Origin of the sequence: Streptomyces sp. NPDC048496 (assembly GCF_043200055.1) — a bacterium.
Lineage (GTDB): Bacteria > Actinomycetota > Actinomycetes > Streptomycetales > Streptomycetaceae > Streptomyces.
In genome coordinates, this window is the sequence record NZ_JBICXB010000024.1 from 20,047 (window position 1) to 46,478 (window position 26,432).

Consider the following 26,432-nt stretch of genomic DNA (forward strand, 5'->3'; position numbering starts at 1 on the left):
GTCAAGGGTGCCGCAGTGCGCCCTCCCGTACGGCGGTGTGCACGGCTCGGGCGAGTCGTGATCCCCACGTCGAGCGCGGGCCCGCGAACGGTTCCCCGGCCGCGCCGGGTGCAGGCTCCGGTGAGGCGATGCACACCGCGTCGGTGGGGGTGCCGGAGCAGTCGAGGCCGGCGTCCAGGAGCGCCTGGACCTTCGCCTCGGTGGCGGTCCCGACGGCATTGACCAGAGCGGCGTCGGACAGGGCCACGGGGACGGTCACGACGATATTCACCGTGCCCGGCGGCAGCGGCCCGGCGTGTCCCGCGGCAGGGTCGGCGGCCCAGCCCCGTACACCCAGACCGCTGGTGGCGGTGGCGGTCACGCCCTCGTCGTCGGCGACGGTGTACGCGGTGACATCGGCCGCGGTCATCAGTCCGGCACCGGGACCGGTGAGCGCTTCGGCGGCGGCGATCTCGGCGAGGTGCCGGTCGGGGTCGAGGCGCGGATAGCCGCCGGGCACCTGGGCGTTGAGGATCCACTCGCGCATCCCGATGCCGCCGCCGAGTACGGCACTGCTGCACACCCGCCAGCCGGGTCCGAGCCGCCAGACGAGGTGGTGCAGGGCGAGACCGTCCTCCTGCCGGGTCAGCAGCTCGCCCCGTTGTCCGGGTGGGCGGACGCGTACGGAACGGATGGTGCACCCCCGATGGCACGGCAGGACGACGGTCGGAAACGGTCTGTCGATCATATGCGGCAGGGGCGGCACCGCTCCGTGCGGATGAGACTCAGCGGGATGCGGCCGATGAGCACCGCCACGAGCGCGCCGACCACGGACGTGTTGAAAGAGTTGACGCGCCGCCGACCTCCTGGCCGGCCGAGTGACGTCGAAGCAGTCGACGTCCGGGCAAAACGGGCGCGTTCGCTCATGCTTGCAGAGGCGGCGGCGTGCCCGTGGCACGGAGACCGGTGCGGCCGGCGCGCCATTCGGCCGGACCACCCGGGGTGCCCGTCCGCAATCCCACGTACGCCTCCTCACCGTCACGACCTCACTCGAATGGCCCAACGCCGGGCTGTTCCCCCACCCCCGGCATCGCACGTCGCCGCCCCGGATGCGAGGGGCCATCGTTCCGGGCCGGGAAGTTGCATCGCCCATCCGGGTGAGGCGCGATGGAAGCCGGACGTGCCTGCCTTGGTGGAGCTGCCCACATGACGCGCGCCCGGGCGAGGAGGAACCGGTCATGGCAGCCGCTGACGGTTTCACGGATGCCAAGGAACTCGACGGCCTGACGGTGTACGACCCCAGAGGCGAGAAGGTCGGCACCGTGGGGCGGGTGTATCTCGACGACGCCACCGGCAGACCGGACTGGATCACGGTGAAGACCGGCCTGTTCGGCATGAAGGAGAATTTCGTGCCCCTGGACGGCGCTCGCCGAGTGGGCTCCGATCTGCACATTCCCCATCCGAAGGACCGAGTGAAAGGCGCCCCGAGGGTGGACGCGGATGCGCATCTCTCCGTCTCCGAGGAGGAGGAGCTCTACCGTCACTACGGCCTCACCGGGTGAGTTCCACGGCAGGTCCCGGCGAGCGGGCAGGCACGGCTCCCGGGAGCGGACAGGCCAGGGGCGGGCCCGCACCGTGCCGGGTTCCGCCTCCTGCTTTCGTATGTACGGCTACTCCGCCCGTCCGGGCAGAAACCGCACCGAGGGCCGCCCGTCCGGGCCGTCCTGGGTGACCACCGAGCGTACCCGGTACACATCCGCGATGAGTTCCTCGGTGATCACCTCCGCCGGGGTACCCGCAGCCACCACCCGCCCCTCCTTCATGACGACGATCCGGTCGCAGAACATCGCGGCCAGATTGAGGTCGTGCAGGGCGATGACGCCGGTGACGGGCAGCGAGGTGACCAGGGACAACAGCTCCAGCTGGTGCTGGATGTCGAGATGGTTCGTCGGCTCGTCCAGCAGCAGTTCGCGCGGCTGCTGCGCCAGTGCGCGGGCGATCTGGACACGCTGGCGCTCGCCCCCGGAGAGCGTGTGCCAGGACTGGTCGCTGCGTTCGGCGAGGCCGGTGCGTTCCAGTGCCTCGCGTATCGCGTCTTCGTCCGCGCGGCTGGACGCCGACCAGGCACGGCGGTGCGGAATGCGGCCGAGCCCGACGACGTCCCGGACTCGCAGCTCGACCTGGGTGTCGGCATGCTGGTCGACCACGGCGACCCGCTGCGCGACGGTGCGCCGGCTGATCGCGGCGAGCAGTTCGCCGTCGAGCGTCACCACGCCCGCCGCCGGCGCGAGGACCCCCGCGAGTACCCGCAGCAGAGTGGACTTGCCTGACCCGTTGGGGCCGAGGAGTCCGACGGTCGCGCCGGGCGGCGGGACGAGGGAGACCCCGTCGAGGACGAGACGGCCGCCCGCCTCCCGGGACACCCGCTGGGCGCGCAGACCTGCGGCGGTGCCGATGGATGTCATGTGGTCCTCCGGGTGCGGTACAGGACCAGAACGAACGCGGGTACGCCGATGAGAGCGGTGACGACGCCCACCGGAACCTCCTGCGGATCGAGGACGGTCCGGGCGAGCGTGTCGACCCAGACCAGGAACACCGCCCCGGCCAGCGCGGTGACCGGTAGCAGCCGCCGGTGCCCGGAGCCGGTGAGCGCCCGGGCGGCATGGGGCAGCACCAGCCCGACGAAGCCGATGGCACCCGCCGAGCTGACGAGCGCGGCGGTCAGCAGCGCGGTCGTGCAGAGCAGCACGATCCGGGTGCGGCCGACATCGACTCCCAGGGCGGCGGCCGCGTCCTGACCGAAGGCGAAGGCGTCGAGCGTACGGGCGTGGCCCAGAGAGATCAGCAGGGTCACGACGAGCACGGTGAAGCAGACCCACACATCGGTCCAGCCGACCCCGCTGAGCGAGCCGAGCAACCAGAACAGCACGCCTCGGGTCTGCTCGGCGTCGGCCGAGGTCATCACCACGAAGGAGGTCAGCGCGGAGAACAGCTGCATGGCCGCGACGCCGGAGAGGACGACCCGGTCCGTCGTACCGCCGAGGGTATGACTGAGCAGCAGTACCAGGGCGAACGAGCAGAGCGCCCCGATGAACGCCCCGGTCGAGATCGACACCGCTCCCCCGCCCACCCCGAGTACGACGACCACGACCGCGCCCGTCGACGCCCCGGAGGAGACGCCGAGGACGAACGGGTCGGCGAGCGGGTTGCGGAGCAGGGACTGCATGACCGTGCCGCACACCGCGAGTCCGGCGCCGCACACGGCGGCGAGCAGAGTACGGGGCATGCGCAGGTTCCAGATGATGCCGTCCCGGATCGGGGTGAGCCGCGAGTCGCCCACCCCGAGATGGGCGGCCACCGCGGACCAGACGTCGGCGACGGAGATCCGGGCGGGGCCGATGGTGATGGCGACGGCGACGGACAGCGCGAGCAGGGCGACGCCCGCGGCCCACAGCACACCGTCGCGCAGCCCCCGTGCGCCACCGGCCCTGCGCTGCGTATCGGTTCCGGGTGCCTGCTCCGTACGTACCGCTGCGGCCCGTTCGGTGTCCGTCACCCGGCGAGCCCGAACGTCCGCAGGCCGGCGGCGACTTGTTCCAGACCCTCGACCGTCCGGATGGACGGGTTCATGGCCTGGCCGCTGAGCAGCACGTACCGCTTGTGCTCGACGGCGTCCATGTTCTTCGTCGCGGGATTGGACTCCAGGAACTCGATCTTCTTCGCGGCGCTCTCGGCGGTCTGTGCCCTGCGCGTCAGATCGCCGATGACCAGGACATCGGGGTTGCGGTCGGCGACGGTCTCCCAGCTGATCTGCGGCCATTCCTCATGGGTGTCGTCGAAGACGTTCTTCGCTCCGAGCTCCCTGGTGATGACGCCGGGTGCGCCGCAGCAGCCCGCCAGGTACGGGGCCTTGGAGTCGGAGAACCAGTAGAGGAGAGTGGCGTCGGAGGCGTCGATGCCGTCGGTGGCCTTCCTCACCCGCTCCCGCAGCCGGGCGACGAGCTCGTCGCCGCGCTGCTGGACGCCGAACACCTTGGCCAGGTCGCGCACTTCGCCGTAGACGCTGTCCATGGTCAGTGCTTCGGTACGCGCTCCGTCGCCGCCGCCGCTGTTGTCCTTGCCGGTGCAGTCGGCGGGCGACACGTAGGTGGGGACACCGAGCTCCTCGAACTGTTCGCGGGGGGCGACGCCGCCCTTGGCGAGGGTCGATTCGAACGAGGCGCTGACGAAGTCGGGTTCCTGGTCGAGGACCTTCTCCGACGACGGCCGGTTCTCCGAGAGGCGTGGCACCTTCGCGTTGGCCTTCTCCAGCCCCTTCATCACCGGGTCGGTCCAGGTGGCCGTGGCCGCCAGCCGGTCGGCGAGGCCGAGGGAGAGCAGGATCTCCGTCGATCCCTGGTCGACGGAGACGGCGTGGTGCGGTGCGGCTTCGACGGTGACGGTGCGGCCGCAGTTCCTGAGCGTCACCGGATAGCCTTCGCCACCGGCTGACTTGGGTGTGGAGTCGTCGGTCCCTCCGCCGCACGCGGTCAGCAGGAGGAGTGCCGCCGAGAGCAGGGCGGCGGCGCGGGCAGGGCTGGCTATGGACGGCACGGAGTCCCTCTGCGTCTCAGGGCCCATGCGCGGAGCCCGCTGTACGGAGTGCTGCCGCCCGGTACCGGGCGGCAGATGCCAGCAGGTCTTCGGACTCGGGTTCCTTCGGACGGGACGCCTTCCCAGGACACCCGTGGATGTCCCAGTGGCCGTGGCCCCGCCCGTCCCCCTCACCGCTGCGCGTCAGCTCCGGATTCGCACCGGATTCCCTGACCCCTACGTGGAGTTTGACTGGCTTCGGCAAGCTATCACGCTGCGCCGCGCGGCCCGTCGGCGGTGCGGTGGGGCCAAAGGCACCCCGGCCGTACCGCCCCGGCATGCTCCGCCCCCTGCCTACGGACGCTGGAGGGCGACCACGGCGTTGTGGCCGCCGAACCCGAAGGAGTGGCTCACGGCGCGCCGGACGGGCCGGTGGAGGGGCTGTCCGGTGACGCAGTCGATGTCGAACTCGGGCGCCGAGGCGTCCAGGTTGGCGATCGGCGGTACGATCCCGCGCTGCAGCGTGAGGATCGTCAGCCCCGCCTCGATGGCTCCGGCAGCCCCCATGCAGTGGCCCAGTACCCCCTTGGGGGCGGTGACGGGTGGCCGGTGCGGGTAGGCCCGGCCGATGAGAGCGGCTTCGGTGGCGTCGCCCAGCGGTGTCGACGTGCCATGCGCGTTGACGTGTTCGACGTCCTCGGCCGCCCAGCCCGCGTCGCGCAGCGCGGCCTCGACCGCGGCCCGGGCGACGGCGCCGGACGGGTGCGGAGTGGTGGGATGGTGGGCGTCGGTGGTGGCGCCTGTCCCGGCGAGCAGCGCCCGCGGGACCGCTGCCCGGGCCCGTGCGTCGTCCGCCCGTTCCAGCACCATGACGGCGGCGCCCTCGCCCATGACCAGACCGGCGCGGTCGGCCGCGAACGGCCGGCAGAGGCGGGCCGGGTCGCCGTCCCTCGTGGCGGCGGCACCGGACCGGGCGAATCCGGTCATGGCGACCGGGAAGACAATCGACTCGGTGGCTCCGGCGATCGCGAGGTCGCACTGGCCGGTGACCAGCAGGTCCCGGGCGACGGAGAGCGCGGTGACCCCGGACGAACAGGCGGTGCACGGCGCCAGGCTGGGACCGGTCGCCCCCATCCGGATGGCGATCTCCGCCGCGGGCATGTTCGGAATGGTGAGGAGGATCCCCGTCGGCGAGGTGGCCCCCGGTCCTCGCCGGTCGAGGACGACGGCCTGTTCGGTCAGGCCCGCGGAGCCTCCGCTGCTGGTGCCGACGACCACGGCGACCCGGCTGCCGTCCCAGTCGGCCGGGTCCAGTCCGGCGTCCGCGACCGCTTCCCGCGCGGCAAGGACGGCGAACTTGACGTACCTCCCCATCCGGAAGGCCGCACGGCCGCCGACCGCTTCGTCCAGATCGATGCCCGAGACCGTGCACGCGAAGTCGATCGCGCAGCCTTCGAGTTCGGGGACGGTGCGGGCCGGTGAGATCCCGGCGCACACCCCGTCCCAGGTGGTGTCGGTGTCGTTGCCGACCGGGGTGATCATCCCCAGGCCGGTGACGGCGACGGCAGGCCTGTTCATCGGGCGCTGCTCATCGCGGGGTCGCCGCTCACCGCGGCACCGATGAACGTCGTGATGTCGGCGAGGGTGGCGTCCTTGTAGAGCTTGTCGGAGTCGGCCTCGACCCCCAGCGTCTCCTTGATGATGACGGCGAACTCGGCGACGGCGAGGGAGTCCATCTCCAGGCTGTCCATCGTGGAACCCGGAAGGATCTCTGCGGCGGGCACCTTGAAAGTGTTCGTGAGAACGTCGGTGATCTGGGGGTGAATCGCGCTCATGATCTTCCTCTTCGTTAGGTCGTGCAGGTCGCGCAGTTCATGCAGGTTCTGCCGATGCCCGGGCCGGCGGAACGCACGGTCCCGACGCCGAAGTAACTGACTCCCGATCTGCCGGTTACGCCTTGCGGCGAACCGATTCGCCAACGATCACCCGCGGCTTCGTACAGCACCGGGAGAGGACGGATGCGGTGCCCCAGTACGCCAGCAGAACGGCCCGGACTCCGAGGGCCCCGACCGCATCACGTACCCGGCACAGCTGCCCGGCGGTGCGCTCGTCCGAAGTCTTCACCGCTCTCCCTGCGCCCCGGTGGTGGTGTGCCAGGACGCCTCCGGATCGTCGTACGCATCGACGTAGTCGGCGCCCGCGATGGGCCAGTCCGCGAAGACCTCGTCCGGCAGCGCGAAGGACTCGATCAGGGTGGGCAGATACCCGGCGACGGCGGCGATGAGCTGCTCGACGGCGTCCGGCAGGGCGTTGACCTGATCAGTGGTCAGATGACCGGCGGCAAGCAGATCGCCGCTGTTGCGGGCCACCCACCGGAGAGCGAACAGCCGCTCCAGTTCGGCCAGCCTCTCGCGGCCAGGACCTTCGGGCAGTTCTGCGACCGCCTCCGCGTACGCCTCGGCCGCCTGTCGGCGGGCGTGCGCCTCGACGCCCCGCAGGGCGGGCCCGGACGCCGCGTTCCACCGCGCCAGCGGATCACCGTGCGCTGCGCTGCTCATCCGCTCCCTGGCGCGGGCGAACCAGATGACCTCCACCTGCGCATGCAGCCACCCCAGGAACCGGGGGTCGGTGAGCTCTCCGGTCGCCCGGTCCGAGGTGCCGCCGTCCGCGGCCGGTGAAGCGGCGAAGACCATTTCCGCGGCGGCCTTGGCGTGGATGGCCAGGTTGTCGCCCTCGGCGGTGATCACCGCCTCCACGCCGGTGATCAGATCGGTCATGCCGTTGTTCTCCAACAGCGCCTGTGCTCCGCACCGTTCGCGGCACTCGACGACAACTGCGCGGGCCTGCCAGGTGATCCACCCCTTCGCGACGGCGACCAGCCGCTCCGCCTCGGCCCGTCCCGTCTCCGTGCCGGTCCCGAGCTGTTCCTCCCAGCGGTCGAGGGCCCTGCGGTGCAGCAGGCTCATCGCGAACACCGTGGCCATGGCCTCGGCGAGCGGGCCGTGATGGCTGCGATGGGCGATCACCCGCACCCGTTCCGTGGTGCGCGGCCCGGAGATCTGCCGATGGCCCCCGTAGCGCACGGCGACGGCGAGCGTCGCGCGCGCGGAGCCGACCGCGCAGGCGCTCATGGAGATCTTGCCGACCGTGACGCGTGCGATCGAGGTGAGGAAGCGACGCCTGCGGTTGGGCAGAACGCTGCTGAACTCCCCGTCGTCGCCGATCCGTCCGTGCTCACCACCGAGCAGTGCGTCACGCCCCACGAAGACGCGGTCGAAGGAGGTCAGACAGTGGTCGACGGGGCTGCCCAGGCGCGCCGGCAGCCTGCGGACGCGTACCCCCGGGAGAGCGTGGGTGTCGTCGGTGAGCGGCACCAGAAAGAGAAAGACGCCGTGGTCGGCGCCGTCGGCGAGCAGGCGCGCCGCGACCAGTCCGGTCTTGGGGCCGCCGGCCGGACTGGTGTTGGGCATGAACTTCTGCGCCCCGGCGTGCGGGGTGTGCAGCACGAACCCGTCACGTGCGCGGTCGTACGTCGCCGTGGTCTCCATGGCCACCGCGTCATTGCCGTGCGCCACCTCCGTACAGAGGAAGGTGCCGATGCGCCGCAACCGGAGGAAGTCCGACAGGTCACGCCGGCTGTCGCCGGCGTGGTCGAGGAGACTGCCGAGGAAGAGGTTGTAGTGGATGCCCGCAACGGTGGTGAGCGCGGGATCGACCGGGCCGAGCCACTCGTGCAGGGCGGCGAGGGCGCGTGGGTCGGCGGCGGGCCCTGCTGCGCTGTCGAGCGCGCTGTTGAGGATCCTCAGCCGTTCGTACGTCAGGGCGAGACGCTCGTCGGGACTGCGGCCGGCCGGGCGGCGGAATGGTTCCGTAGAGATCAGCCGACGCCAAGAGCCGTGCTCCTGAGGGAAGTTGACGCCGAAGAGGACGCCTCTCAACAGATCGGCGGTGCCGTGGACGGTGGTGCTCTCGATCGTTGCGGTCATGAACAGGAGAACGATGAAGGAACGGCGAGGACACACCTCGCGGTTCCCACCGGTACCTGCGGGCGGTCCGAACGGTCAGACGCGCTGGAAGGCGAGAGCGACGTTGTGTCCGCCGAAGCCGAAGGAGTGGCTGACGGCGCGCTCGACGGACTGCCGGCGCGGCTCCTTGGTCACGCAGTCGAGCGCGAACCCGTCCGGCAACGCATCCAGGTTGGCGATCGGCGGCACGACGCCCTGCTCCAGGGTCAGTACGGTCGCCACCGCCTCGATCGCCCCGGAGGCGCCGAGGGTGTGTCCGACCACGCCCTTCGGTGCGGTGACCGAGGGCCGGTGCGGGAAGAGCCGGGAGATGAGCGCGGTCTCCATCGCGTCGTTCAACGGAGTGGACGTGCCGTGCGCGTTGATGTGGTCGACCTCGCGGGGCGCCCAGCCCGCCTCGTGCAGCGCCGCCTCCACCGCCCGCTGCGCACCGCGCCCGTCGGGTGTCGGGGCAGTGGGGTGGTGGGCATCTGTGCTGGAACCCACGCCGGTCAGCAGCGCACGCGGATGTCCGCCGCGCGCGCACGCGTCAGCGGTCCGCTCCAGCACGAGCACGGCGGCACCCTCCCCGATGACGAATCCGTCCCGGTCCGTGGCGAACGGTCGCGACGCGCCCGCCGGATCGCCGGTACGGGTGGAGAGCGCCCCCATCTTCGCGAAGGCCGCCACCACGAGCGGGGTCAGCGCGGACTCCGAACCTCCCGCCACGACCACATCGCATCGGCCCCTCGTCAGCAGGTCACGGGCGACGGCGATCGCGGTCGCCCCGGACGCGCAGGCGGTGGCGGGCGCCAGGCTGGGCCCCTGGGCGCGCAGCGCAATGGCGAGCTCCCCGGCCGCCGCGTTCGGGATCATCATCGGCACCAGCAGCGGAGAGACGGCCTCAGGTCCTGCGTCGTCGAGCTTGCGAAGGTTGTCGACGAGGACGGAGACACCGCCCACACCGACGCCGAGCACCACGCCGACCCGGCTCCCGTCCCAGTCGGCCGGGGAGAGTCCGGCGTCCGCGACGGCCTGCCGGGCGGCGATCAGGGCCAGCTTCACAAACCGTGCCATCCGCCACGCCGAGCGCCCGCCCACCGCCGCGTCCAGGTCGAGTCCGTCGACCGGGCAGGCGAAGTCGACCGACAGGCCAGCCAGCGCGTCACAGCGCCGCGCCACGGAGTGTCCCGCGCACAGCCCCGCCCAGAAGGCGTGTTCATCGGCGCCCGCGGGGGTCACCAGCCCCACTCCCGTCACCGCGACCCCGGTGTCAGCCTGCGTCATGTGCCCTTCCTTCCGTCGCGCACTGTGCGTGGTCCGTGCGGGCTCCTGGTCGGCGAAGTACGGCGGAAGCCCAGGCCGGACCGCGCCCGAAGGCGGTGACTCCGCTGCCCCGTACCCGCCCCCGTATCCGGTTGCGCGCCGCCGTCGAGTACGTATCCCCTCGGCACTCGCTGCGCCGATCCCCGCAACCGATCAGACCCACCGGCTGGCGAACGGCCGTCACCCCGGTGAGGATGCGCTCACTGGGCCGAACGGGGGCGCGCGGAACCCGCGAGCACGAACGGCTCACGCCCGGCACGCGCCCCCGGCTCACCCGTCCGGAGCAACTCGCCGTGCTGCCCGGATGCGCAGGGCATCCCCTTGGGTCATGGCATCAGCGGACCACGACGAGTCACAGCCTCTCTCGGCCCACGACGAACTGGACTCGCTGCGCGCACGGGTGACGCAGCTGGAGGCGCGCACGCCACTGCGGTCCCGACCCCGGATCCGCTCGGTCTTCGCCGTGCTGCTGATCCTCGTCGCGGCCGTCCTCACGCCGCTGAGCGCCGTCGCCGTCTGGGCCAAGAACGATGTCGGCGACACCGACCGCTATGTGGCGATGATGAAGCCGCTGGCGTCGGACCCCGACGTGCAGGCGGCGCTGACGAACCGGGTCACCGATGCCGTGATGACACATCTGGATGTCCATGCGCTGCTCGCCGAGGTGGCCCCGGCGGACCGGCCGGTCCTCGACAAGGCGCTGGGACGGCTGAGCGCCCCGATCACCACGGGCCTCACGAACTTCGTGCATGGGACCGTGGAGAAGTTCGTGACCTCGGACGCCTTCGAGAGGGTGTGGGTCGACCTCAACCGCGCCGCCCACGCGGCGGCCGTCAAGGCGCTGACCGGCAGCGGGGGCGGGGCCGTGAAGCTCACGAACGACACGGTTGTCATCGATCTCGCCCCGGTGATCGACCGGGTGAAGCAGCTCCTGGTCGAGCACGGGCTGACGATCGCCGCGAAGATTCCCGAGATCCACACCGACTTCACCGTGCTGACGTCCGACGCGATCGGCAAGGCCAAGAAGGGGTTCCGGCTGCTGCAACTGGCCGGGTTCTGGCTACCGGTGGTGACCCTGGTGCTCGCCGCGGGCGGGGTGCTGCTCGCGGTGCGCCGACGCCGTGCGCTGGTCACGGCAGCCCTCGCGATCGCGGTGGGCGGTGCGGTGCTGGGCCTGGCGCTGTGGGTGTTCCGCGCGTTCTATCTGGACAGTCTTCCGGACTCGGTGTCGCAGCCGGCGGCCGGTTCCGTCTTCGACGCCCTGGTCGTCCAGCTGCGCGCCGTGGTCCGGCTCGTGGTCACGCTGGGCACGGTGGTGGCGCTCGCCGCCTGGCTCTCCGGCGAGGGCCACGCCGCCACCCGGGTCAAGGCCATGTGGAACGGCGGCATCGGCGCCGTGCGCGACGCGGCCGGGATCACCGGCGGACCGGTCGGCGCCTGGGTGCACCGGGCGAAGCAGTGGCTCAACTGGACGGTCGTCGTGGTCGCCGCGGCGGTCCTGCTCGTGTGGGACCGGCCGACGGGGCTCGTCACGGTGTGGATCGCCCTGGCGGCGCTGTTCGCCCTGGCGGTCGTGGAGTTCCTCGACGACGACAGCACACCGCACATGCTCCCGTCACCGCACGCGTGACCGCAGGCCCCGCTGTGCCACCGGCCGCTCGACGGAGCTTCGTCGAGCGGCCGGTGGCACAGCCGTGCTCAGGCGCGGGTCAGCGCGGCACGCAGCTCGGGTTCGTCGGGCGGGTTGGCACCGGCGCGTGCGACGGTGAGCGCCGCGGAGACAGCCGCGTGGCGCAGCACATCGGTGACGGTCTCCGGGTCGATGGCACGCAGTCCGTCCCGTCCTGCGGCGCCGAGCAGCCCGTGCGCGGCGAGGGCGTGCAGCGTGCCCGACATGAACGCGTCGCCCGCCCCCACCGTGTCCACGACCTTGGTACGGGGCGCGTCGACCGTGGTCCGCGCGCCCGGAGTGAAAGCGAGCGCGCCGTCCGCCCCCCGGGTGACCAGGACGAGGGCGGGGCCGCCCGTGCCGAGCCAGCGCGCGGCGACGGACTCCGGGGACTGCCCCGGGTACAGCCATGCCAGGTCCTCGTCGCTGGCCTTGACCACATCGCTCAGTGCGACACAGCGCTCCACCCGGCGGACGGCTGCGTCGTGGTCGCCCATCAGGGCCGCCCGCACATTGGGGTCGTAGCTGACGGTCGCCGTGGTACGCAGTGACTCGACGGCTGCGAGGACGGTGGCAGCGCCGGGCTCCATGACCGTCGCGATCGAGCCGGTGTGCACATGGTGCGGCGGCCGCTCCGGTTCCACCGGGGAGAGCGTCCACGTGATGGCGAAGGTGTACGCGGCCCGGCCGGCATCGTCCAGCGCCACCGAGGCGGACGGGGTGGGCCCGGTGGAGCCGTCGGTACGCACCACGACTCCGGCGGACGCCAGATGTTCCGCGATCAGCCTGCCCCCGGCGTCCGGGCCGAGCTGGGTGAGCAGGATGCTGGACCGGCCGAGTCTGGCGAGTCCGTACGCGACGTTGGCCGGGCTGCCGCCGGGGTGGACGCGGTCGTCCTCGCCCGGCAACCGGACGATGTCGGCGACGCATTCGCCGATGACCAGAAACTCTGGCAAGCCGGGCGAGCCGAGGGTGTCGACCGTTTCGGGCATGGGTGGGATCTCTCCTACGAGTGCGCGTACGTACGTGTCCTGGTAAGCGCGTCCACCGACATCAGAAAACCCGCGGGCCTGCGGCTGTGACCCGCACCGCGGTGGCGGCGCCGACCGGGTCTTTGCCCTTGAAGACGACCTCGCAGGAGTACTTCGACTTCGCGTTCAGGGGCACCAGCACGGCCTTGGGAATGCCATTGCAGAGCGCATAGTCCATGGTGTCGCCACTGTTGCCGTAGAGCAGGCGCGCGACACCGTCGCGGGTAAGGATGCCCTGGCGCGGGACCGCCTCGAACTCCACCATGTTGTCCGACCAGCCGGGCTTGTCGCCGACCGTCACGTCCCACTCCACCTCGAGACCCTCATAGGTGGTCGTGCAGGTCACCTTGGAACCGCCCTTTGGCTCCAGGCCCTTGGGACACGTGGAGGTGACCTTGCCCGCCGCCCGGGCCATGTTCAGAGTCTTACGGCGCAACTCGTATGCCAGATTCTCCCCGAACGTAGCATCGTCGGCCTGAGACGGCTGCAGCTCATCTTCCGGTAGTGCGGGCGGCTCCGTCAGCTTCTGCGGCAGCACGGCACCCACGGGTGCCGGCTTGGCGCCAGCATCGCCGGAACCCGAACCTTCGCCCCCGCACCCCGTGGCCAGCAGGCCCACCGCAGTAGTAGCTACGACCACTGAAATGATCTTCATTCGCATGCCGGTCAACTTTACCGGGCCCCGACAGCCAGACCGGGGGCGATCGAATGCTCGGGCGTCACGCACGGCGGTCTGCAAACCCAGAAAGCTCCTGATTGATTCCCTCATGCCGGACGTCGTCGGCTGTCCAAGACCAACGCGTACGGCAAGACGGTCGACACGATTCGGATCGCGGCGCAGGACGACGACACCCGCCCAGTTGCCACGTCGATCGAAGCGGGCAGCGGCCTGAGACGTTCGGTCAGATCGTCTGCGGACCGCCGCTCCGTTCGGTGAGCAGGGTCTCAAACTGGGCGAGAGCCGAGCCCGTGCAGTGGACCGGAGTCGGGCCGCCGGTACGCGGTCGGGGACATCGCCGTCAGCCGCATGAGGGGCAACCTCGCCCGCTTCCGGGCCCGCGGCCTGCGGTGCGCGGCCGAACTCGACGAACCCGCCCGCAGCTTTCTCGCGGCGGGTGAAGTCCGCTCCTGGCGGCTGGAAGAGGTCGTGGGCTTGGGGGCGCAACGCGACAGGCCCGCCCCTTGAGGGGCGAGCCTGCGGTCGAGTCGGCCTGGAGCGCGGTGCCGGTGTTGCCACCGGTCCGTTTCTCCAGGCCGACTCAACCGGAGTCACAGGGTGATCGGCGGATCGTCGTGGCAGGCGTACGACGGCCGTTCAGCCCTCGGACTTCACCGGTTCCACCTCGATGCTGAAATGGCGAAGGATGGGTGATTGGCGCGCGATGCGGTAGCCCTGCACCGAGCCGGGGTCCTGGGCTATCTCTGCCAGGGTCTGGGCGACATGGTCGTAGTGGCTGCGGGTGTAGACCCGGCGCGGGAGTGCCAGCCTCACCAGCTCGTACGGCGCGCTCTTGATGGGGTTTCCTTCTGCGTCCTCCTCGCCGAGGTAGAGGGATCCCAGCTCTGCCGAGCGGATTCCCCCGCGCCGGTACAGCTCGACGACCAGTGCGGTGCCGGGGTACTGGTGGGGCGGTATGTGGGGCAGGAGGCGGCCCGCGTTGAGGTAGAGGGCGTGCAGGCCGGCAGGCTCAACGATGTCGACGCCTGCGGCGCGGATGCGCCCGGCGAGGTAGTCGGCTATCTCGGCACGCTCCGCCAGATAGGACGGCTCGGTGACCTCCGTGAGTCCTTGAGCCATCATGTCTAGATCACGTCCGGCCAGGCCGCCGTAGGTGGAGAAGCCTTCAGTAGCGATGAGTAGCCCGTTACACCTCTCGGCGAGTTCAGGGTCCTTCAGGCCGATGAAACCGCCGATGTGGACGATGCCGTCCTTCTTGGCGCTCATGATGCACCCGTCCGCCAGTCGGAAAGCTTCTTCGGCGACCTGGCGGGGGGTGCGGTCCTGGTAGCCGGGCTCGCGGCGGGTCACCAGCCAGGCGTTCTCCGCGAAGCGCGCGGCGTCCAGGATCATGGGGACGTTGTAACGGCGGCACAGTGCGGCCGTCTCCTTCAGGTTGTCCATGGAGACCGGTTGCCCGCCGCCGCCGTTGTTGGTGATGGTCATCAACACGGCTGCCACCGGGGACTCGTGTGCGCTCTCAAGGGCCTGCTGGAGAGCGGACAAGTCGATATTGCCTTTGAAGGGGTAGTCGCTGTCGAGGTCTTTGGCCTCGGCGCAGGGAAGGTCACGTGCCTGAGCGCCGGACAGTTCCACGTTGGCCCTGGTCGTGTCGAAATGCGTGTTCGACAGGACGGTGCTGCCAGGCTTGAGGAGCGAGGCGAACAAAACGCGTTCCGCTGCCCGTCCTTGGTGGGTGGGCAGGATGTGCGGGTAGCCGGTGAGCTCGGTGACGACCTCATGCCAGCGGTAGAACGAGCGGGACCCGGCGTAGGCCTCGTCGCCATTCATACCGGCGGCCAGTTGTGCTGCGGAGAGCGCGCCGGTTCCCGAGTCACTCAGCAGGTCGATGGTGACCTCGTCGGAACGCAGGTCGAAAGGGTTGTAGGCGACCCGCCTTAGGGCTTCCTCGCGTTGCGCCCGGGTGGTGATGGCGATGGGCTCAACGACCTTGATGCGGTACGGCTCCACGTGGGTTCTTCCTTCTGCATTTCGTGATCACTGCGTAACTTGTGGTGCTGCGGCGCCGCTTCAGGACACGCTGACTCTGTCCTGCAGGGGCAGAGACAGTGGCGGGCGGACCGCGTATGCCTCGGAGCTGATGTAGGCGGTGACGCGGGGCTGCCGATTCTGCTCGTACACGAGAGCCAGATAAGCGATCAGTCCGACGCCCGAGGTGAGTTCCCGCGACGTGAGAGCGGCCAGAGCGCGGCTGAGAACCGAGGCATCCATGCCGAATTGGTTCAGCAGGGCCGTCGCTCGGGTGAGGGCTTCCTCGTCATCGCGGACGTAGTCCCGTACAGGGATGTGCAGCGTGAAACCACTAGGTGCGCCGGCTTCCCTGTCGGTGAACGCGTGGCAGGTGAGCGCGGGCCGCCGCAGCAGCCGCGGACCTTCTTCGGCCCCCGGCCCGGGCGGCAGGAGCGATCCTGCGGCCGTATGGAAGAAGGTCTTGATCTGTTCTTCTGCCAGGATGGATCCCGTACGGCTCAGTGCACAGGCGTCGCCTGCGGACAGGCGTGGATGCCTCAGGTATACCTTGACGCGAGGCGTCGTCCGGGTACTCAGGTCGAGCGCGACGAACGGATAGCCCGCGGCATCGGGAAGCGCGGTGAATGCGTTCCGGTGGCCGAGTCGGCGCAGCGCTTCCTGCACGGTTCGGGTGGCGTACTCGGGCCCGTTGGCGGACGGATTCAGATAGACCTTGACTCCGGGGACGCCTCCGGGACGCAGCTCCAGCGCGTACCAGAGCGCCATTGGCCCCTCGGCCGCGGTCGGGAAGAAGAGGTCCTCCAGTGCGTCGAGCTGCGCGGTGGAGAAAGCCCAGCGGCTGGCCATCTCACGGATGTCCGCGAGGCCGACGCGTGCGCTGTCGGCCATGTCGCCAGAAGCACAACCGGGTTCCACCAGCATCCGCAGAACGGGGGCGGTGCCCGGTGTGAAGGCAAGGGAGAACTCGACCGGGGTGTGGTCATCAGAGATGAAGCTGGGCGAGGCCGGCGGCAGAGATAGCGGCCGCCGCGCTGTATCCGCCAGAGAATTCAGGAGGACCTGGCCGTACAGGGACGTATCCGCATCGTTCAGTCCCACGACGGCGCCCAGGCGCAGCAGTTGGCCGAGCACGTGATCGCCGAGTATCACCTCGCTGGGTCCTGCAGCGGGTGCGTCGGACACCACTGGTATCACGCTCACTGCGCCCCCTGCAGCGCTCGGCGCTGGGAGCAGTCGCACGCCGGCGACATACCCGCACGCGGCGTGCCTGCGGGCGAGGCGGAAAAAAGAGACCCGCCGGGAGAGGCGGGTGTACAGCCATAAGGTCCATCGGGTTCGGCGCCTGTGCGCCGCGCGATCGTCCGCCTCAAGAGCGGGTGCCGCTGGGGCGGCCAGGCTGCGGAACGATGCGCCGGTATATCAGTGGGCTCCACTGCCCCTCCTTCACCTTGCGAAGATCCAGAAACTCCGTGCAGTCCTACCCCAGCGGTTGAACGGTCATGCAAACAGCGGCAACTGACTATGTTGCCTGCATCACATTGCGTTTTCTGGGTTCCTATCCCTTCAACCAGGTAAGGAAGGCGCTCCACCCGCTGCGTCCGGTCTTGCTCTGACTGGTGCTGGGCGCCGAAGGCTGAAGCACCGTCGGCTGCTGGGGCGCTTCCGGCTGCTGGGGCTGTACGGCGGCACGCGGTTTTACGGCGCCGAAGCGGACAGGCAGGTGCGCCAGAGCTCGGTTGAAGGGCCCCGGCCGCCAGGCCAGGCTCTCTTCAGGGACTGCGAGTTCGACATCGGGCAGTTCGTTGAGCAGGTGCTCGATGGCTGCCAGGGTGATGAGCCGAGCGGGCTCCTTGGAGGGGCATGCGTGCGGGCCCGCACTCCAGGCCAGGTGGGCATGGCTGTTGCCCGCCTGGTCCGCCAGAGCTGCGTTGGCGGCAGCGAAACTCACCAGAACCAGCTCGCCGGCGCTGACCTTATGGCCAGCCACATCCGTATCCACGGCCGGGTAGTGAGGGGCATAGTTGGCCATGGGCGGATTACGCCACAGGGTGTCATCGAGTGCTTCCTCCAGCAGTCCGCTGCGCGCATAGCGCTCAACGGTCAAGACACGGTGGAAGGTGTTACCGATGAGGCCGCGCAGCGGTTCCGCTCCGGCACCGAGAAGAAGCACGAGCTGCTGGATCATCTCCTCATCGCTCAGCTGAGCCGGGTGCTGCATCAGCCAGGTGGTGACGTCATCGCCTGGCTGAGCCCGCTTCAGCGCAACCAGCTCGTTGACGGCCTGAACGAGCACCTGGTTGGCCTGCTCGGCGTTGATGCCGTCGAACATGCCGGAGATGCCGAACATCACTCGGTCGCCGATGCCTGCGGGACAGCCGAAGAGTTCGTTGAAGACGAACAAAGGCAGCTGCTTGGCATAGTCGTTGAGCAGATCGGCCGAGCCGCGGGCGCTGAACCGGGAGATGAGGAAGCGGGCAGCCCGCTCGACGATGAGGCTCAGACGGTGACCACTGACGCGGGCGAAGGACTCGGTGATGGCCTGGCGCAGCCGCAAGTGAGCGGCGCCATCGGTGAACATGCAGTTGGGCCGGTAGGCCAGCAGGGGAAGGACAGGACTGTCGGGGCTGATCCGTCCTTCGGCGAGGGCCCGCCACCGGCGTGAGTCCTTGCGGAAGTCGATTGAGTTCTGCAGCAGATCGAGCGCCGCGTTGTAGTCCGTCACGAGGGTCGCTTCCACGCCGGGAGCGAGTTCGACCGGCGAGGCGGGGCCGTGCTGGCGCATGTACTGGTGGTAAGCGTGCGGGTCGGCGGCGTAATCCGCCGTGTGCAGGGGTATCGGCTGGCCGCTGCCATGCGCGGGGCAACCGGGCGGCGGAACAGGGGTCGTGGTCATGCGTGCTCCAGAGCGGCGCGGTCCTGTAGGTAGCGAACGAGGGTGATCAATGCGTCCGCTGATGATCTCTCATCTCGTGCGTCGACGGTGACGACAGGGGTCTCAGGGAGCAGGTCGAGTGCTTCACGCACCGCTTCTGCCGTACGCGTCGGGGTGCCGTCGAAGCGGTTGATGGCGATGGCGTAGTCGAGTCCGTGCTCCTCGATCAGATCCATGATGGGGAAGGAGTCCGCCAGCCGCTCGGGATCCACCAGGACCAGGGCTCCCAGCGCTCCGCGGGCCATGTCCTCCCAAAGGCTGACGAACCTCTCTTGCCCCGGAGTGCCGAACAGGTAGAGCACCACCCGGTCGCTGATCGTCAGCCGTCCGAAGTCCAGGGCGACGGTGGTGGTGGTCTTGCCCCGTACGCCTTTGAGGTCGTCCACGGTTTCAGCGACGCGCGTCATGCTCTCTTCGGTGGACAACGGGGTGATCTCGGAGAGAGTGCCGATGAAGGTGGTCTTGCCGACGGCAAAATGTCCGACGACCAGAATCTTCACCGGGGTCTGCTCCGCGCCGCGCCGCACGTAGGCGTCCTCATCCAAAGTGGGTCCGGAGACCATCCAGCACCTCCTGGAGAAGATCTGCGCCGGCGGAGCGAGCCTGGGGCACCGGCGCACGGGTGAGCAGGTAGCCCCCCTCGGATAGAGAGCTGAGGAGAACCTTGAGGACGCCCAGGGGGAGCTTGGCGTGCCCGGCAATCTCAGCAACAGACAGATAGCCGCCGGCACACATCGCCAGAAGCTGCTGCTCCTCGGGAGAGAGCCGATGGGGACGCTGCCGCTGGTCGCTGGCCGTCGTGACGAGGGTGATCAGCGAGAACTCATCTTCGGCAGGCAGGTCACGCCCGCCGGTGATCACGTAGGGCCGGACTAAGCCGGCGGCTTCGGGCTCGAACTCAGGGAGATCATTGTCAGTCATGGGCGATGGCCGATGTCTCGCGGCGTGATGCCTTCAGCTCCTTGCCCAGCTGGCCGACGAGCTGCTGCATACGAAAAGTGATGGCGCCCATATCGACCTCAGGTGACGCGGCAACCGCAAGATAAGCGCTCTCGCCCGCGGAGATCAGAAAGATCCAGCCACCGTCGAACTCAACCAGAGTCTGGCGCCACCGCTGGCTGGTGTCACCGCAGAAAAACCCGAGTGACCGGCTGAGGGACTGCACCCCGCTCATCGCAGCGGCCACCTTGTCGGCCGAGTCCCGGTCGAGCTCCTTCGTGCGGAACATCGGCAGGCCATCGGCAGAGACCAGGACTGCGTGCAGGGCCCCGGGAATCTCCAGAGCGCCGTCGAGCATCCAGGACAGATCATTACTCACAGGTCATCCGATTCTTTACGTGCGTCGACGGGGCTTGACCGGTACTCCACGTCCGGCGACGTAACCCGGCCCGCTGCCGTGCCGCGCTGAAAGGCACCCAAAATTGATGCCGTCTCCACGTCCGAACGGCCTGTCGAGGGTGAGGGGGAGGAGCCTCCGTCCCGCACAACAGCCATGGGCCGCCTGCGCTTGCGCTTGGGCAGTCCATCGGCCGTGGTTTCCGCAGCACCTGGCTCGCGCCCATGCGCGTCCGAATCCGCCGCCATTGCAGCGGCGGGCTTCTTCGGCTCCGGCATGCTGGTGAGCAGGTCCTGCGGAACAAGCACTACCGCGCGGACACCCCCATAGGGCGACGTGGTGTCGATCGTCACCGTGAAACCGTAGCGAGCGCACAAGGCGCCGATCACCGCGAAGCCGAACTGAGGAGGGTTGCCGAGCGACGAGACACTGGCTGCACGTGCACCCGACAGGAAAGCCGAGGCGTTGGTCTTCTCCTCCTCACTCATCCCGACACCCGCGTCGTCGATCACGATGCAGATACCCTTCGGCACAGTCCGCACGTTGATCTCGACCATGGTTTCCGGCGCCGAATAACTCGTGGCGTTATCGAGTAGTTCGGCAACCGCCAGCGCAACCGGCTCGACCGCGCGGCCGGTCACAGCGAATTCCACCTGTGAAAGGACGTCGACTCGCTGGAAGTTCCGGATTCTTCCCTGGGCGCCACGGATTACGTCGTACACCGAGGCTGCATCCCGCTGCCGACCGAGCCAGCCCTGGCACAGCACGGAGATAGACTGCGCGCGCCGGTTGAACTGGTTGTTCATGTGGTCGACGTCCAGCAGATCCCGCAGGATGGCCGACTCGCCGTATTTGTTCTGCAAATCGGAGATGACCCGCTGCTGCTCCGCCGCGAGGCCTTGGAGCGTCTGCATGGCGGACTTCAGTACGGTCTTTGTGGCGCTCTCTGCCTCTTGCTCGGCCTGCTCAATGGCCTTTTCGTAGTCGCTCTGCAGTCTGGCGAGAGAGGTTTCGCTGCCGGTGCAGCGGGTCTGCAGCTCAGTGTTGAAGCTTTCCAGTTCCAGATTGCCCTGACGTAACGTTGTGATCGTTCTACGCTGGCGGATGATGGCCGTGGCCGCAGTGGGGACGCCGACAGCTAGCGCCCAGACCGCCGGATCCTGCAAGTAGTTCGTCATATGACTCTCTTTGTGCGACTGGAGTCCAGTAACTGGAACCTGTCCGTGCGGACCCTCGACGAACGGCTGCACTCGCCGCTCGGATGATCCCCTGCTGCAGGCGTCACTCGGGGAAAACATGCGCCCGGCAAGTGCCCCGATCATACCACTGGGAAATATGACGAATTGTCAACTTAGCACTGAACAGGCAGTTTGGCAGATGTCCAGGTGACCTTTGGTGGAGAGAACGTGATCGTCGGGTGCCTCCTGGCCGACTGTGAAGACGGGGCGTCCGGCCATGAACCGCCCCGGGTTCGGGTGGCTCTCGGCGGAGATCTCCACGTCGATGACGGGACAGGTCTCCCCGTCGTCCCACTGGATGGTCTGCTCGCTGGACGCGGTGGACCGGGTCAGGAAGGCGTAGCCCGCGGAGCGGTCGCGGAAGACGACGGTGCCTGGCCCCGGTGCCGGGCCGGTCCATCCGGCGCTTGAGGACGGACCCTCGAACCCGTCAAGGGGCCTGGCACGCCGGACACGTCACCGGCATCCCATGTGCTGCTTCATGACGGGCCACGCCTCCACCCCGTGCGGGGTGCGGACATAGACCCTGGACAGGTCGTCCGTCAGCCACAGTTCCCAGTCATCCAGGTGATAGCCCGTGGACCGCGCACCGGCGGGCATCGTCACGTCCCCGTCGTACGCCGAGGTGAGCATGCCGGACGGAAGTACGCCCTTCGGGTCACGCGCATAGACCTTCCGGTCGGCCGAGCCCTCCCCCGAACCCGCGTCCCATTCAAGGAAGTCCGCCTCCTGCCAGTCGCAGTGCGCCTCGCCCGCCGAGCTGTTCAGCTCGGACACCGGCACCCGGTGGCCGTCCTTGTCGGTCCAGACCCGGTACGGCCGCTTGTCCGTATAGCTCGACGGCAGCTCCGCCGGGTCGCACGAGGCGGCGGTCTCCGGACCCCAGCCCGGACGCCCCTTTTGGTCCTTGGCGACGACGACGGCGATCTTCGTCCTGCGGTCCACGTCGAACGAGTACAGGACCCGGTCCGCCTCCTCGCGTTCCACGCGATAGCCGTACTGCGGCAGATCGGGCTGCTCGATCTCGAAGTACAGCTTCAGCCCTTCCTCGGGCGTCGCCCCGCCGTCGCCCTTGCTCCAGGTTTCACTGCCGCTGCCGGAGTAGATGTCCCCCGCGCACTCCAGAGCGCGGCCGGCGGCCCCCGATTTCGTCTTCATCGCCTGTGGGCTGTCGGCTTCGACGTTCGGATGCGGTACGTCGAGCGGGCCGCTGTAGGGCGCGGCCGGGGGGCTCCCCTCGGTCACGAGATCCTCGGAGGCACCCCCGCCGCACGCCACCGCCGACAGCGCGGTCACCAGGATCACCGCGACCGTTCCGCCCACCCTGCCTCTGTTCATGCCCCACCCCTGTCCACCCTCGGTCCTTGCTGCTTACCCGTCGGACGTGCCTGGCGGTGCGACGGTTGCGGCGCGCGCTACCGGCCCTGCGCCTCCTCCACCGCGTCGGCCACCAGCGTCAGGAACCGCGCATGGGCCTGGGGGCTGCAGACCGGTTCCGGATTCCACGGCACCACCGCGGCCGCCCGCTCCAGCGCCGTCCAGTCAGCGTTCGACCGGAGCCGGTCCAGGGGTGCCGCATTGGACCGGATGTCGGTGAGCAGGATCCTCGGACGGAGGGCCGCCGCCTCCGCCCAGCCGACCGTGGACCAGTTGGCACCGGGCCCGGCGGCCGGTTCGAGGACGTCGACGCCCAGCTCCGCCAGCACGCGCAGCTCCGGCCACATGCGGGGACGCGCGAGATGCGCCCGGTCCTGCCCCGCCGGTGACAGGGCGAGGACCCGGGGCCGGGACGGACCGGCGGCGAGACTACGCAGCCGCTCCCGGGCTGCTTCCAGGTCCTGCGTCGCCGGCGCCCCTCCCTCTTCGGCCCCGAGCGAGCGGGCCAGCTCGGCGAACCGGTCACCGATGTCGGCGAGGGTGCGTGCCTGGCCCACGTCGATCACGACGACCGGAACGTGCTCCTCCAGGTGCTTGGCAGTCTCCGGGGCCAGTCCGTAGACATGCCCTCCCCCGTAGCTGACGGCCACCACGAGGTCCGGCTCGCCCCGCAGGAGGGTGTCCACGTCCAGGACGCTGCCCGCACCGAGATAGTCGACCTCGGTGAGCGGCAGCGCCCCGGTCTTGGCCCGGTCGGGCGACTCCCCGTCGTGATCCGATCCGAAGATCCCGCTCGGACGTATCCCGTGGTCCCACAGCGTCGCTCCGGCCTGCACATAGGCGAGCACACGCCACGGGCGCCGCCCGGCACTCGACAGTTGTCCACGGTCGTCGGAGAACTGCCACTCGGTCCGCTCGCTCACATCGCACACCCTTCTGCACCCGACTGCCCGGCCCCGGTCCAGCTCGTACACGAGTACCTGCCCAGGTCCTTGCCGGGGCATCCCTCGGCGAGGTGCCGGTCCCGTACCCGCTGCCGGCCGATCGCAAGGCGGCCGGACGTCCTTGGATGGGGCCTCCCCTGCTCGAACGAAGCTGAGAGCTTGAGGAAGGAGCTGCCAGGGCTTTTGGCCAACGCGGCGAGCGGGCGTGCTGGGCGGTGCGACGGGGCAGGGCTTTTACAGGTCCGGCGTGGTGCTCCGTCCCCGAGTTCCTTCGCCGTCGGCGCGGGGCTCCGCCGGCGGGCTGAATAAGACCGACCGGCAAATGGGGGGCGGCCGCTTCTCCCCGTGCGGGACCTCGTCGCGCGGGATCCGGTGGACACGAACCCACGAGGCGTGGTCGAAAGGCTCTCCTCAGAGAGTCTTGGGACAGAGCTCCTCGTCCCCGATGTCCAGACCCGCCAGGAATGCCGCAGCCGCCGGTGTGGGGCGGAACCGGCTCCACACCAGCCGTTCCGTCCGTGCGGGCGCATTGCGCACCGGAAGCACGGTGAGCCCCGTCAGCTCCGCCGCGAACGCGGCGGGCAGGAGAGCGACGACCAGTCCGCTGCGTACCAACCGGACGATGAAATCGGTTCCGCTGACCTCGAACGCCACTTCACGGGTGAGTCCGGACGCCTCGAAGGCCTCCTCCGACTGGGCGCGGGCCGCGGTCCCGGCGGGGTAGTCGACGAACGTCTCCCGCGCCAACCGCTCCAGGTCCACCTGGGACTCATCGGCCAGCGGGTGGCCGGGCGCCACCACAGCGGCGAGTTCCCCGCGACCCAGTTCGCGGTCGCGCACCCCCTTCGGCCGGTAGCTCGGCAGTACACCGAGAAACGCCACGTCGAGCGTCCCGTCCCGCACTTCCTGGACGAGGTCCTTGCTCGCCCCTTCTCTCAGGTCGATACGGACCTTCGGGTGGCGGAGATGGAACTCCCGCAGTGCGGCCGGAATGTCGACCGCGGAGAGCGTCGGGATCGCCCCGATCCCGAGACGCCCGCTGACCTCCCCCGCCGCTGCCGTCACCTCGGCGCGGGCCCGCTCGGCCGCGTCCAGCGCCTGCCGGGCCGCCGGCAGGAACGCCTCGCCGGCGGCAGTGAGCCGGACCTGACGGCTCGTGCGATCGAACAGCCGGGCGCCGAGCTCCTTCTCCAGACGGGCGATCTGATGACTCAGGGCCGACTGGACGACCAGGCATTTCTTCGCAGCGCGCGTGAAGTTTTCCAGCTCCGCCACCGCCACCACGTACCGCATCTGCTGAAGCTCCATACATCTATCGTGAATCACGATCGATCGAATGAAAAACATGTGTTGGACTCATGGATGCCCGGTCCCCGAGGCTGAGGGGCATGGCTCACTCCACACAGGCGCTACGGCGCAGCACGGCTCTGCCGATCCCGCCCGAGGCGTCGCCCGTCCTCGGCCGCGGGCTCGTTCTCCTGATGGCCGTCGCGGCCGGACTCTCGGCCGCGGGCAACTACTTCGCGCAGCCGCTCCTCGACGTGATCGAGGCGAATCTGCACATCGGTGTCACGGCGGCGGGGCTGATCGTGACCGCCGCCCAAGGCGGCTACGCGCTCGGCCTGATCCTGCTGGTTCCGCTCGGGGACACCATGGAGCGCCGAAAGCTGGCGGTGGGCCTGTTCGCGCTGACGGCGCTCTTCCTGCTGCTGACCGCCGGTGCCCCCACCGGCCCCCTGCTGATCGCCGGGACGGCGCTCACGGCGCTCACCTCCGTCGGCGCCCAGGTCGTGGTGCCGTTCGCGGCGACTCTCGCGGCTCCGGCCGAACGCGGCAGGATCGTCGGCCTCGTCATGTCGGGCGTCCTGCTGGGCGGCCTGGTCGGGCGTCTGGCCTCCGGCGCGCTGTCGGAGCTCGGCGGCTGGCGGACCGCGTACTGGGTGAACGCCCTGCTCATGGCGGCCATGGCCGTGCTCCTGCACCGCCATCTGCCACGGCTGCCCCGGTCGGACGACACCGCCCCGATGGGTTACGCCGGGCTGCTGCGCTCCACTCTCTCCCTGCTGCGCACGGAGCCCCTGCTGCGCTGGCGGTCCGCCGTCGCCGCCTTCTCCATGGCCTCGTACAGCGTGCAGCTGACCGCGCTGACCTTCCTGCTGACCCGGGCGCCCTACAACTGGAACGCGGCCGCGATCGGACTCTTCGGACTCGTGGGCGTCATCGGTGTGGTGGGCATGAACTTCGCGGCCCGGCTGAGCGACCGCGGCCGTGTGCAGGCGGTCTCCGGGGCCTCGGCCGCCCTGCTCGCCCTCTCCTGGCTGCTGCTTCTCGCCGGCGAGTCCTCGCTGCCGTGGCTCGCGCTCGGCGTGATCTCGCTGAACGTGGCCCAGCAGGCGGCACTCAACAGCAGTCAGAACGTGGTCTACGCGCTCCGCCCGGAGGCCCGCAACCGGATCAACTCCGGGTTCATGACCCTCTTCTTCCTGGGCGGGGCCGTGGGAGCGGCACTCGCCTCGGTGGTCTGGTCGCGCGCGGGCTGGACCGGCATCTGCGTCCTGGGCGGTTCGCTGGCCGCGGGCAGCTTCGTGCTCTGGGTGCTGGAGCGGGTCCGGGCGCGGTGAGTTCAGTCGTTGACCGCGGTCAGCAGCACCACCGCGTCCTGCAGCGCCAGCAGTCCGTGCCGCTCGTGCGGGATGGGCTGCAGCCCTCCGGCGGTCACTTCCACGTCGCCGGAGGCCGCGGTGAGGCGGACGGACCCCCTCAGGACCTGGAGCGAGGCGGCGGGCGGCGCGTTGTGCTCGTCGAGGGCCGAGCCCGCGGTGAGCGCGATGACCGTCTGCCGCAGGGGCTCCTGCCGCAACAGCAGGTGGGCGCTGCGGCCGTGCGGGGACGTACGGGCGGCGGCCAGATGCTCGTCGGCGAGGGCGTTGAGATCATCCATACGACCACTGTGCCGCAGCCCCGGAGCCGCCGCGATCCGCCCGCGCCGCCGTCAGCCCCGCAGCCGGGTCGCGGTGTGATCCACGGCTCGCCCTTGCGGGTGGTGACGTTGACCCCGCCCGCGCTGCCGTCGGCGAGCGCGGCTGACAGCCGGTCCAGGCCGTCCGTCATCCGCTGCCTCAGGCTCGTGATGTACAGCCCGGAGCGCCGCCCTCTCCACCGCACGGCGCCCCTAGCCCGTCGGCGGAGGCGCCTGCAGCCACAGCATCCGGGGGGACTCCGCCCCTCGCCCGGCGCCGGAGCGCGCCATGCCGACCGGCAGATGGCGTCGCACATGGCGCAATGGAAGCGCGGGAGAGCGAAGGGACTGTGCA

The 26,432-nt window shown here is 69.8% G+C and carries 23 protein-coding genes, 3 pseudogenes and 1 riboswitch; of the genes and pseudogenes, 4 read left to right on the forward strand and 22 right to left on the reverse strand.

Annotated elements, in window-relative coordinates:
* Position 1: 1 nt before the first annotated feature.
* Complete coding sequence (locus ACGFSA_RS21370; protein ID WP_393306422.1) at positions 2–727, reverse strand: adenosylcobinamide amidohydrolase; 726 nt, start codon at positions 725–727, stop codon at positions 2–4.
* 490 nt (positions 728–1,217) lie between these two features.
* On the opposite strand from ACGFSA_RS21370, the pseudogene ACGFSA_RS21375 reads away from it, so the two are divergent.
* Positions 1,218–1,535 (forward strand): annotated as a pseudogene (locus ACGFSA_RS21375) (PRC-barrel domain-containing protein); the annotation flags it as partial.
* Between the two features lie 114 nt (positions 1,536–1,649).
* On the opposite strand, the gene ACGFSA_RS21380 reads toward ACGFSA_RS21375, so the two are convergent.
* The 7 genes and pseudogenes from ACGFSA_RS21380 to ACGFSA_RS21410 all read right to left on the reverse strand — a co-directional run bounded on the left by ACGFSA_RS21380 (position 1,650) and on the right by ACGFSA_RS21410 (position 9,842).
* Positions 1,650–2,444, reverse strand: coding sequence for an ABC transporter ATP-binding protein (locus ACGFSA_RS21380; RefSeq protein WP_393306424.1), 795 nt, complete (start codon positions 2,442–2,444; stop codon positions 1,650–1,652).
* Positions 2,441–3,535 (reverse strand): FecCD family ABC transporter permease, encoded by a 1,095-nt coding sequence (locus ACGFSA_RS21385; protein ID WP_393306426.1) that lies wholly within the window; start codon positions 3,533–3,535, stop codon positions 2,441–2,443. Before ACGFSA_RS21385 ends, ACGFSA_RS21380 begins: the two co-directional genes overlap by 4 nt.
* Entirely contained in the window at positions 3,532–4,572 is a 1,041-nt protein-coding gene (locus tag ACGFSA_RS21390; RefSeq protein WP_393306428.1) for an ABC transporter substrate-binding protein, read from the reverse strand. The genes ACGFSA_RS21385 and ACGFSA_RS21390 overlap by 4 nt, the downstream gene beginning before the upstream one ends.
* A gap of 62 nt (positions 4,573–4,634) precedes the next feature.
* A riboswitch (cobalamin riboswitch) is annotated at positions 4,635–4,823 on the reverse strand.
* An 82-nt stretch (positions 4,824–4,905) separates the two neighbouring features.
* A complete protein-coding gene (locus ACGFSA_RS21395) occupies positions 4,906–6,129 on the reverse strand; it encodes a beta-ketoacyl-[acyl-carrier-protein] synthase family protein (protein ID WP_393306430.1) in 1,224 nt (407 codons plus the stop codon).
* Complete coding sequence (locus tag ACGFSA_RS21400; RefSeq protein ID WP_393306432.1) at positions 6,126–6,386, reverse strand: acyl carrier protein; 261 nt, start codon at positions 6,384–6,386, stop codon at positions 6,126–6,128. Before ACGFSA_RS21400 ends, ACGFSA_RS21395 begins: the two co-directional genes overlap by 4 nt.
* A gap of 115 nt (positions 6,387–6,501) precedes the next feature.
* Positions 6,502–8,537 (reverse strand): annotated as a pseudogene (locus ACGFSA_RS21405) (acyl-CoA dehydrogenase).
* Between the two features lie 75 nt (positions 8,538–8,612).
* Positions 8,613–9,842: a beta-ketoacyl-[acyl-carrier-protein] synthase family protein gene (locus ACGFSA_RS21410; protein WP_393306434.1), complete on the reverse strand. Its 1,230-nt coding sequence runs from the start codon at positions 9,840–9,842 to the stop codon at positions 8,613–8,615.
* A gap of 367 nt (positions 9,843–10,209) precedes the next feature.
* Between ACGFSA_RS21410 and ACGFSA_RS21415 the strand changes: the two genes are divergently transcribed.
* On the forward strand, positions 10,210–11,511 hold the full coding sequence (locus tag ACGFSA_RS21415; RefSeq protein ID WP_393306436.1) for a hypothetical protein: 1,302 nt from the start codon (positions 10,210–10,212) through the stop codon (positions 11,509–11,511).
* A gap of 68 nt (positions 11,512–11,579) precedes the next feature.
* Here ACGFSA_RS21415 and ACGFSA_RS21420 read toward each other — a convergent pair whose 3' ends face one another.
* Together ACGFSA_RS21420 and ACGFSA_RS21425 are read right to left on the reverse strand one after the other, a co-directional pair.
* Entirely contained in the window at positions 11,580–12,542 is a 963-nt protein-coding gene (locus tag ACGFSA_RS21420; protein ID WP_393306438.1) for a carbohydrate kinase, read from the reverse strand.
* A 61-nt stretch (positions 12,543–12,603) separates the two neighbouring features.
* A complete protein-coding gene (locus ACGFSA_RS21425) occupies positions 12,604–13,242 on the reverse strand; it encodes a hypothetical protein (RefSeq protein WP_393306440.1) in 639 nt (212 codons plus the stop codon).
* Between the two features lie 366 nt (positions 13,243–13,608).
* Between ACGFSA_RS21425 and ACGFSA_RS21430 the strand changes: the two genes are divergently transcribed.
* Complete coding sequence (locus tag ACGFSA_RS21430; protein WP_393306442.1) at positions 13,609–13,767, forward strand: hypothetical protein; 159 nt, start codon at positions 13,609–13,611, stop codon at positions 13,765–13,767.
* A gap of 129 nt (positions 13,768–13,896) precedes the next feature.
* Here the strand turns inward: ACGFSA_RS21430 and ACGFSA_RS21435 are convergent, their stop codons facing one another.
* From ACGFSA_RS21435 to ACGFSA_RS21485, 11 genes and pseudogenes are all read right to left on the reverse strand, one after another.
* Positions 13,897–15,270 carry a tryptophanase gene (locus ACGFSA_RS21435; protein WP_393306444.1) on the reverse strand — a complete coding sequence of 458 codons (1,374 nt, stop codon included), beginning with the start codon at positions 15,268–15,270 and terminating at the stop codon, positions 13,897–13,899.
* Between the two features lie 60 nt (positions 15,271–15,330).
* Positions 15,331–16,530 carry a tryptophan dimethylallyltransferase family protein gene (locus ACGFSA_RS21440; protein WP_393306447.1) on the reverse strand — a complete coding sequence of 400 codons (1,200 nt, stop codon included), beginning with the start codon at positions 16,528–16,530 and terminating at the stop codon, positions 15,331–15,333.
* A 316-nt stretch (positions 16,531–16,846) separates the two neighbouring features.
* The gene (locus tag ACGFSA_RS21445; protein WP_393306449.1) at positions 16,847–18,184 is read right to left on the reverse strand and encodes a cytochrome P450; all 1,338 of its coding nucleotides are present in this window, start codon (positions 18,182–18,184) and stop codon (positions 16,847–16,849) included.
* Complete coding sequence (locus ACGFSA_RS21450; RefSeq protein WP_393306451.1) at positions 18,181–18,786, reverse strand: ATP/GTP-binding protein; 606 nt, start codon at positions 18,784–18,786, stop codon at positions 18,181–18,183. Before ACGFSA_RS21450 ends, ACGFSA_RS21445 begins: the two co-directional genes overlap by 4 nt.
* Positions 18,761–19,144, reverse strand: a complete 384-nt coding sequence (locus ACGFSA_RS21455) for a DUF742 domain-containing protein (protein ID WP_393306453.1) — start codon at positions 19,142–19,144, stop codon at positions 18,761–18,763. The genes ACGFSA_RS21450 and ACGFSA_RS21455 overlap by 26 nt, the downstream gene beginning before the upstream one ends.
* Positions 19,137–19,541 (reverse strand): roadblock/LC7 domain-containing protein, encoded by a 405-nt coding sequence (locus tag ACGFSA_RS21460; protein WP_393306455.1) that lies wholly within the window; start codon positions 19,539–19,541, stop codon positions 19,137–19,139. Before ACGFSA_RS21460 ends, ACGFSA_RS21455 begins: the two co-directional genes overlap by 8 nt.
* Positions 19,538–20,737, reverse strand: a complete 1,200-nt coding sequence (locus ACGFSA_RS21465) for an ATP-binding protein (protein ID WP_393306457.1) — start codon at positions 20,735–20,737, stop codon at positions 19,538–19,540. Before ACGFSA_RS21465 ends, ACGFSA_RS21460 begins: the two co-directional genes overlap by 4 nt.
* 168 nt (positions 20,738–20,905) lie before the next feature.
* Positions 20,906–21,181: pseudogene (locus ACGFSA_RS21470) on the reverse strand (hypothetical protein); the annotation flags it as partial.
* Positions 21,182–21,253: 72 nt separating this feature from the next.
* On the reverse strand, positions 21,254–22,135 hold the full coding sequence (locus ACGFSA_RS21475; RefSeq protein ID WP_393306459.1) for a hypothetical protein: 882 nt from the start codon (positions 22,133–22,135) through the stop codon (positions 21,254–21,256).
* 77 nt (positions 22,136–22,212) lie between these two features.
* Positions 22,213–23,097, reverse strand: a complete 885-nt coding sequence (locus tag ACGFSA_RS21480) for an ABC transporter substrate-binding protein (RefSeq protein ID WP_393306461.1) — start codon at positions 23,095–23,097, stop codon at positions 22,213–22,215.
* A 432-nt stretch (positions 23,098–23,529) separates the two neighbouring features.
* Positions 23,530–24,426, reverse strand: coding sequence for a LysR family transcriptional regulator (locus tag ACGFSA_RS21485; RefSeq protein ID WP_393306463.1), 897 nt, complete (start codon positions 24,424–24,426; stop codon positions 23,530–23,532).
* A gap of 80 nt (positions 24,427–24,506) precedes the next feature.
* Between ACGFSA_RS21485 and ACGFSA_RS21490 the strand changes: the two genes are divergently transcribed.
* Entirely contained in the window at positions 24,507–25,739 is a 1,233-nt protein-coding gene (locus tag ACGFSA_RS21490; protein WP_393306466.1) for an MFS transporter, read from the forward strand.
* 2 nt (positions 25,740–25,741) lie between these two features.
* On the opposite strand, the gene ACGFSA_RS21495 is transcribed toward ACGFSA_RS21490, so the two are convergent.
* Positions 25,742–26,059 (reverse strand): cupin, encoded by a 318-nt coding sequence (locus tag ACGFSA_RS21495; protein WP_366695324.1) that lies wholly within the window; start codon positions 26,057–26,059, stop codon positions 25,742–25,744.
* Positions 26,060–26,432: the final 373 nt, after the last annotated feature.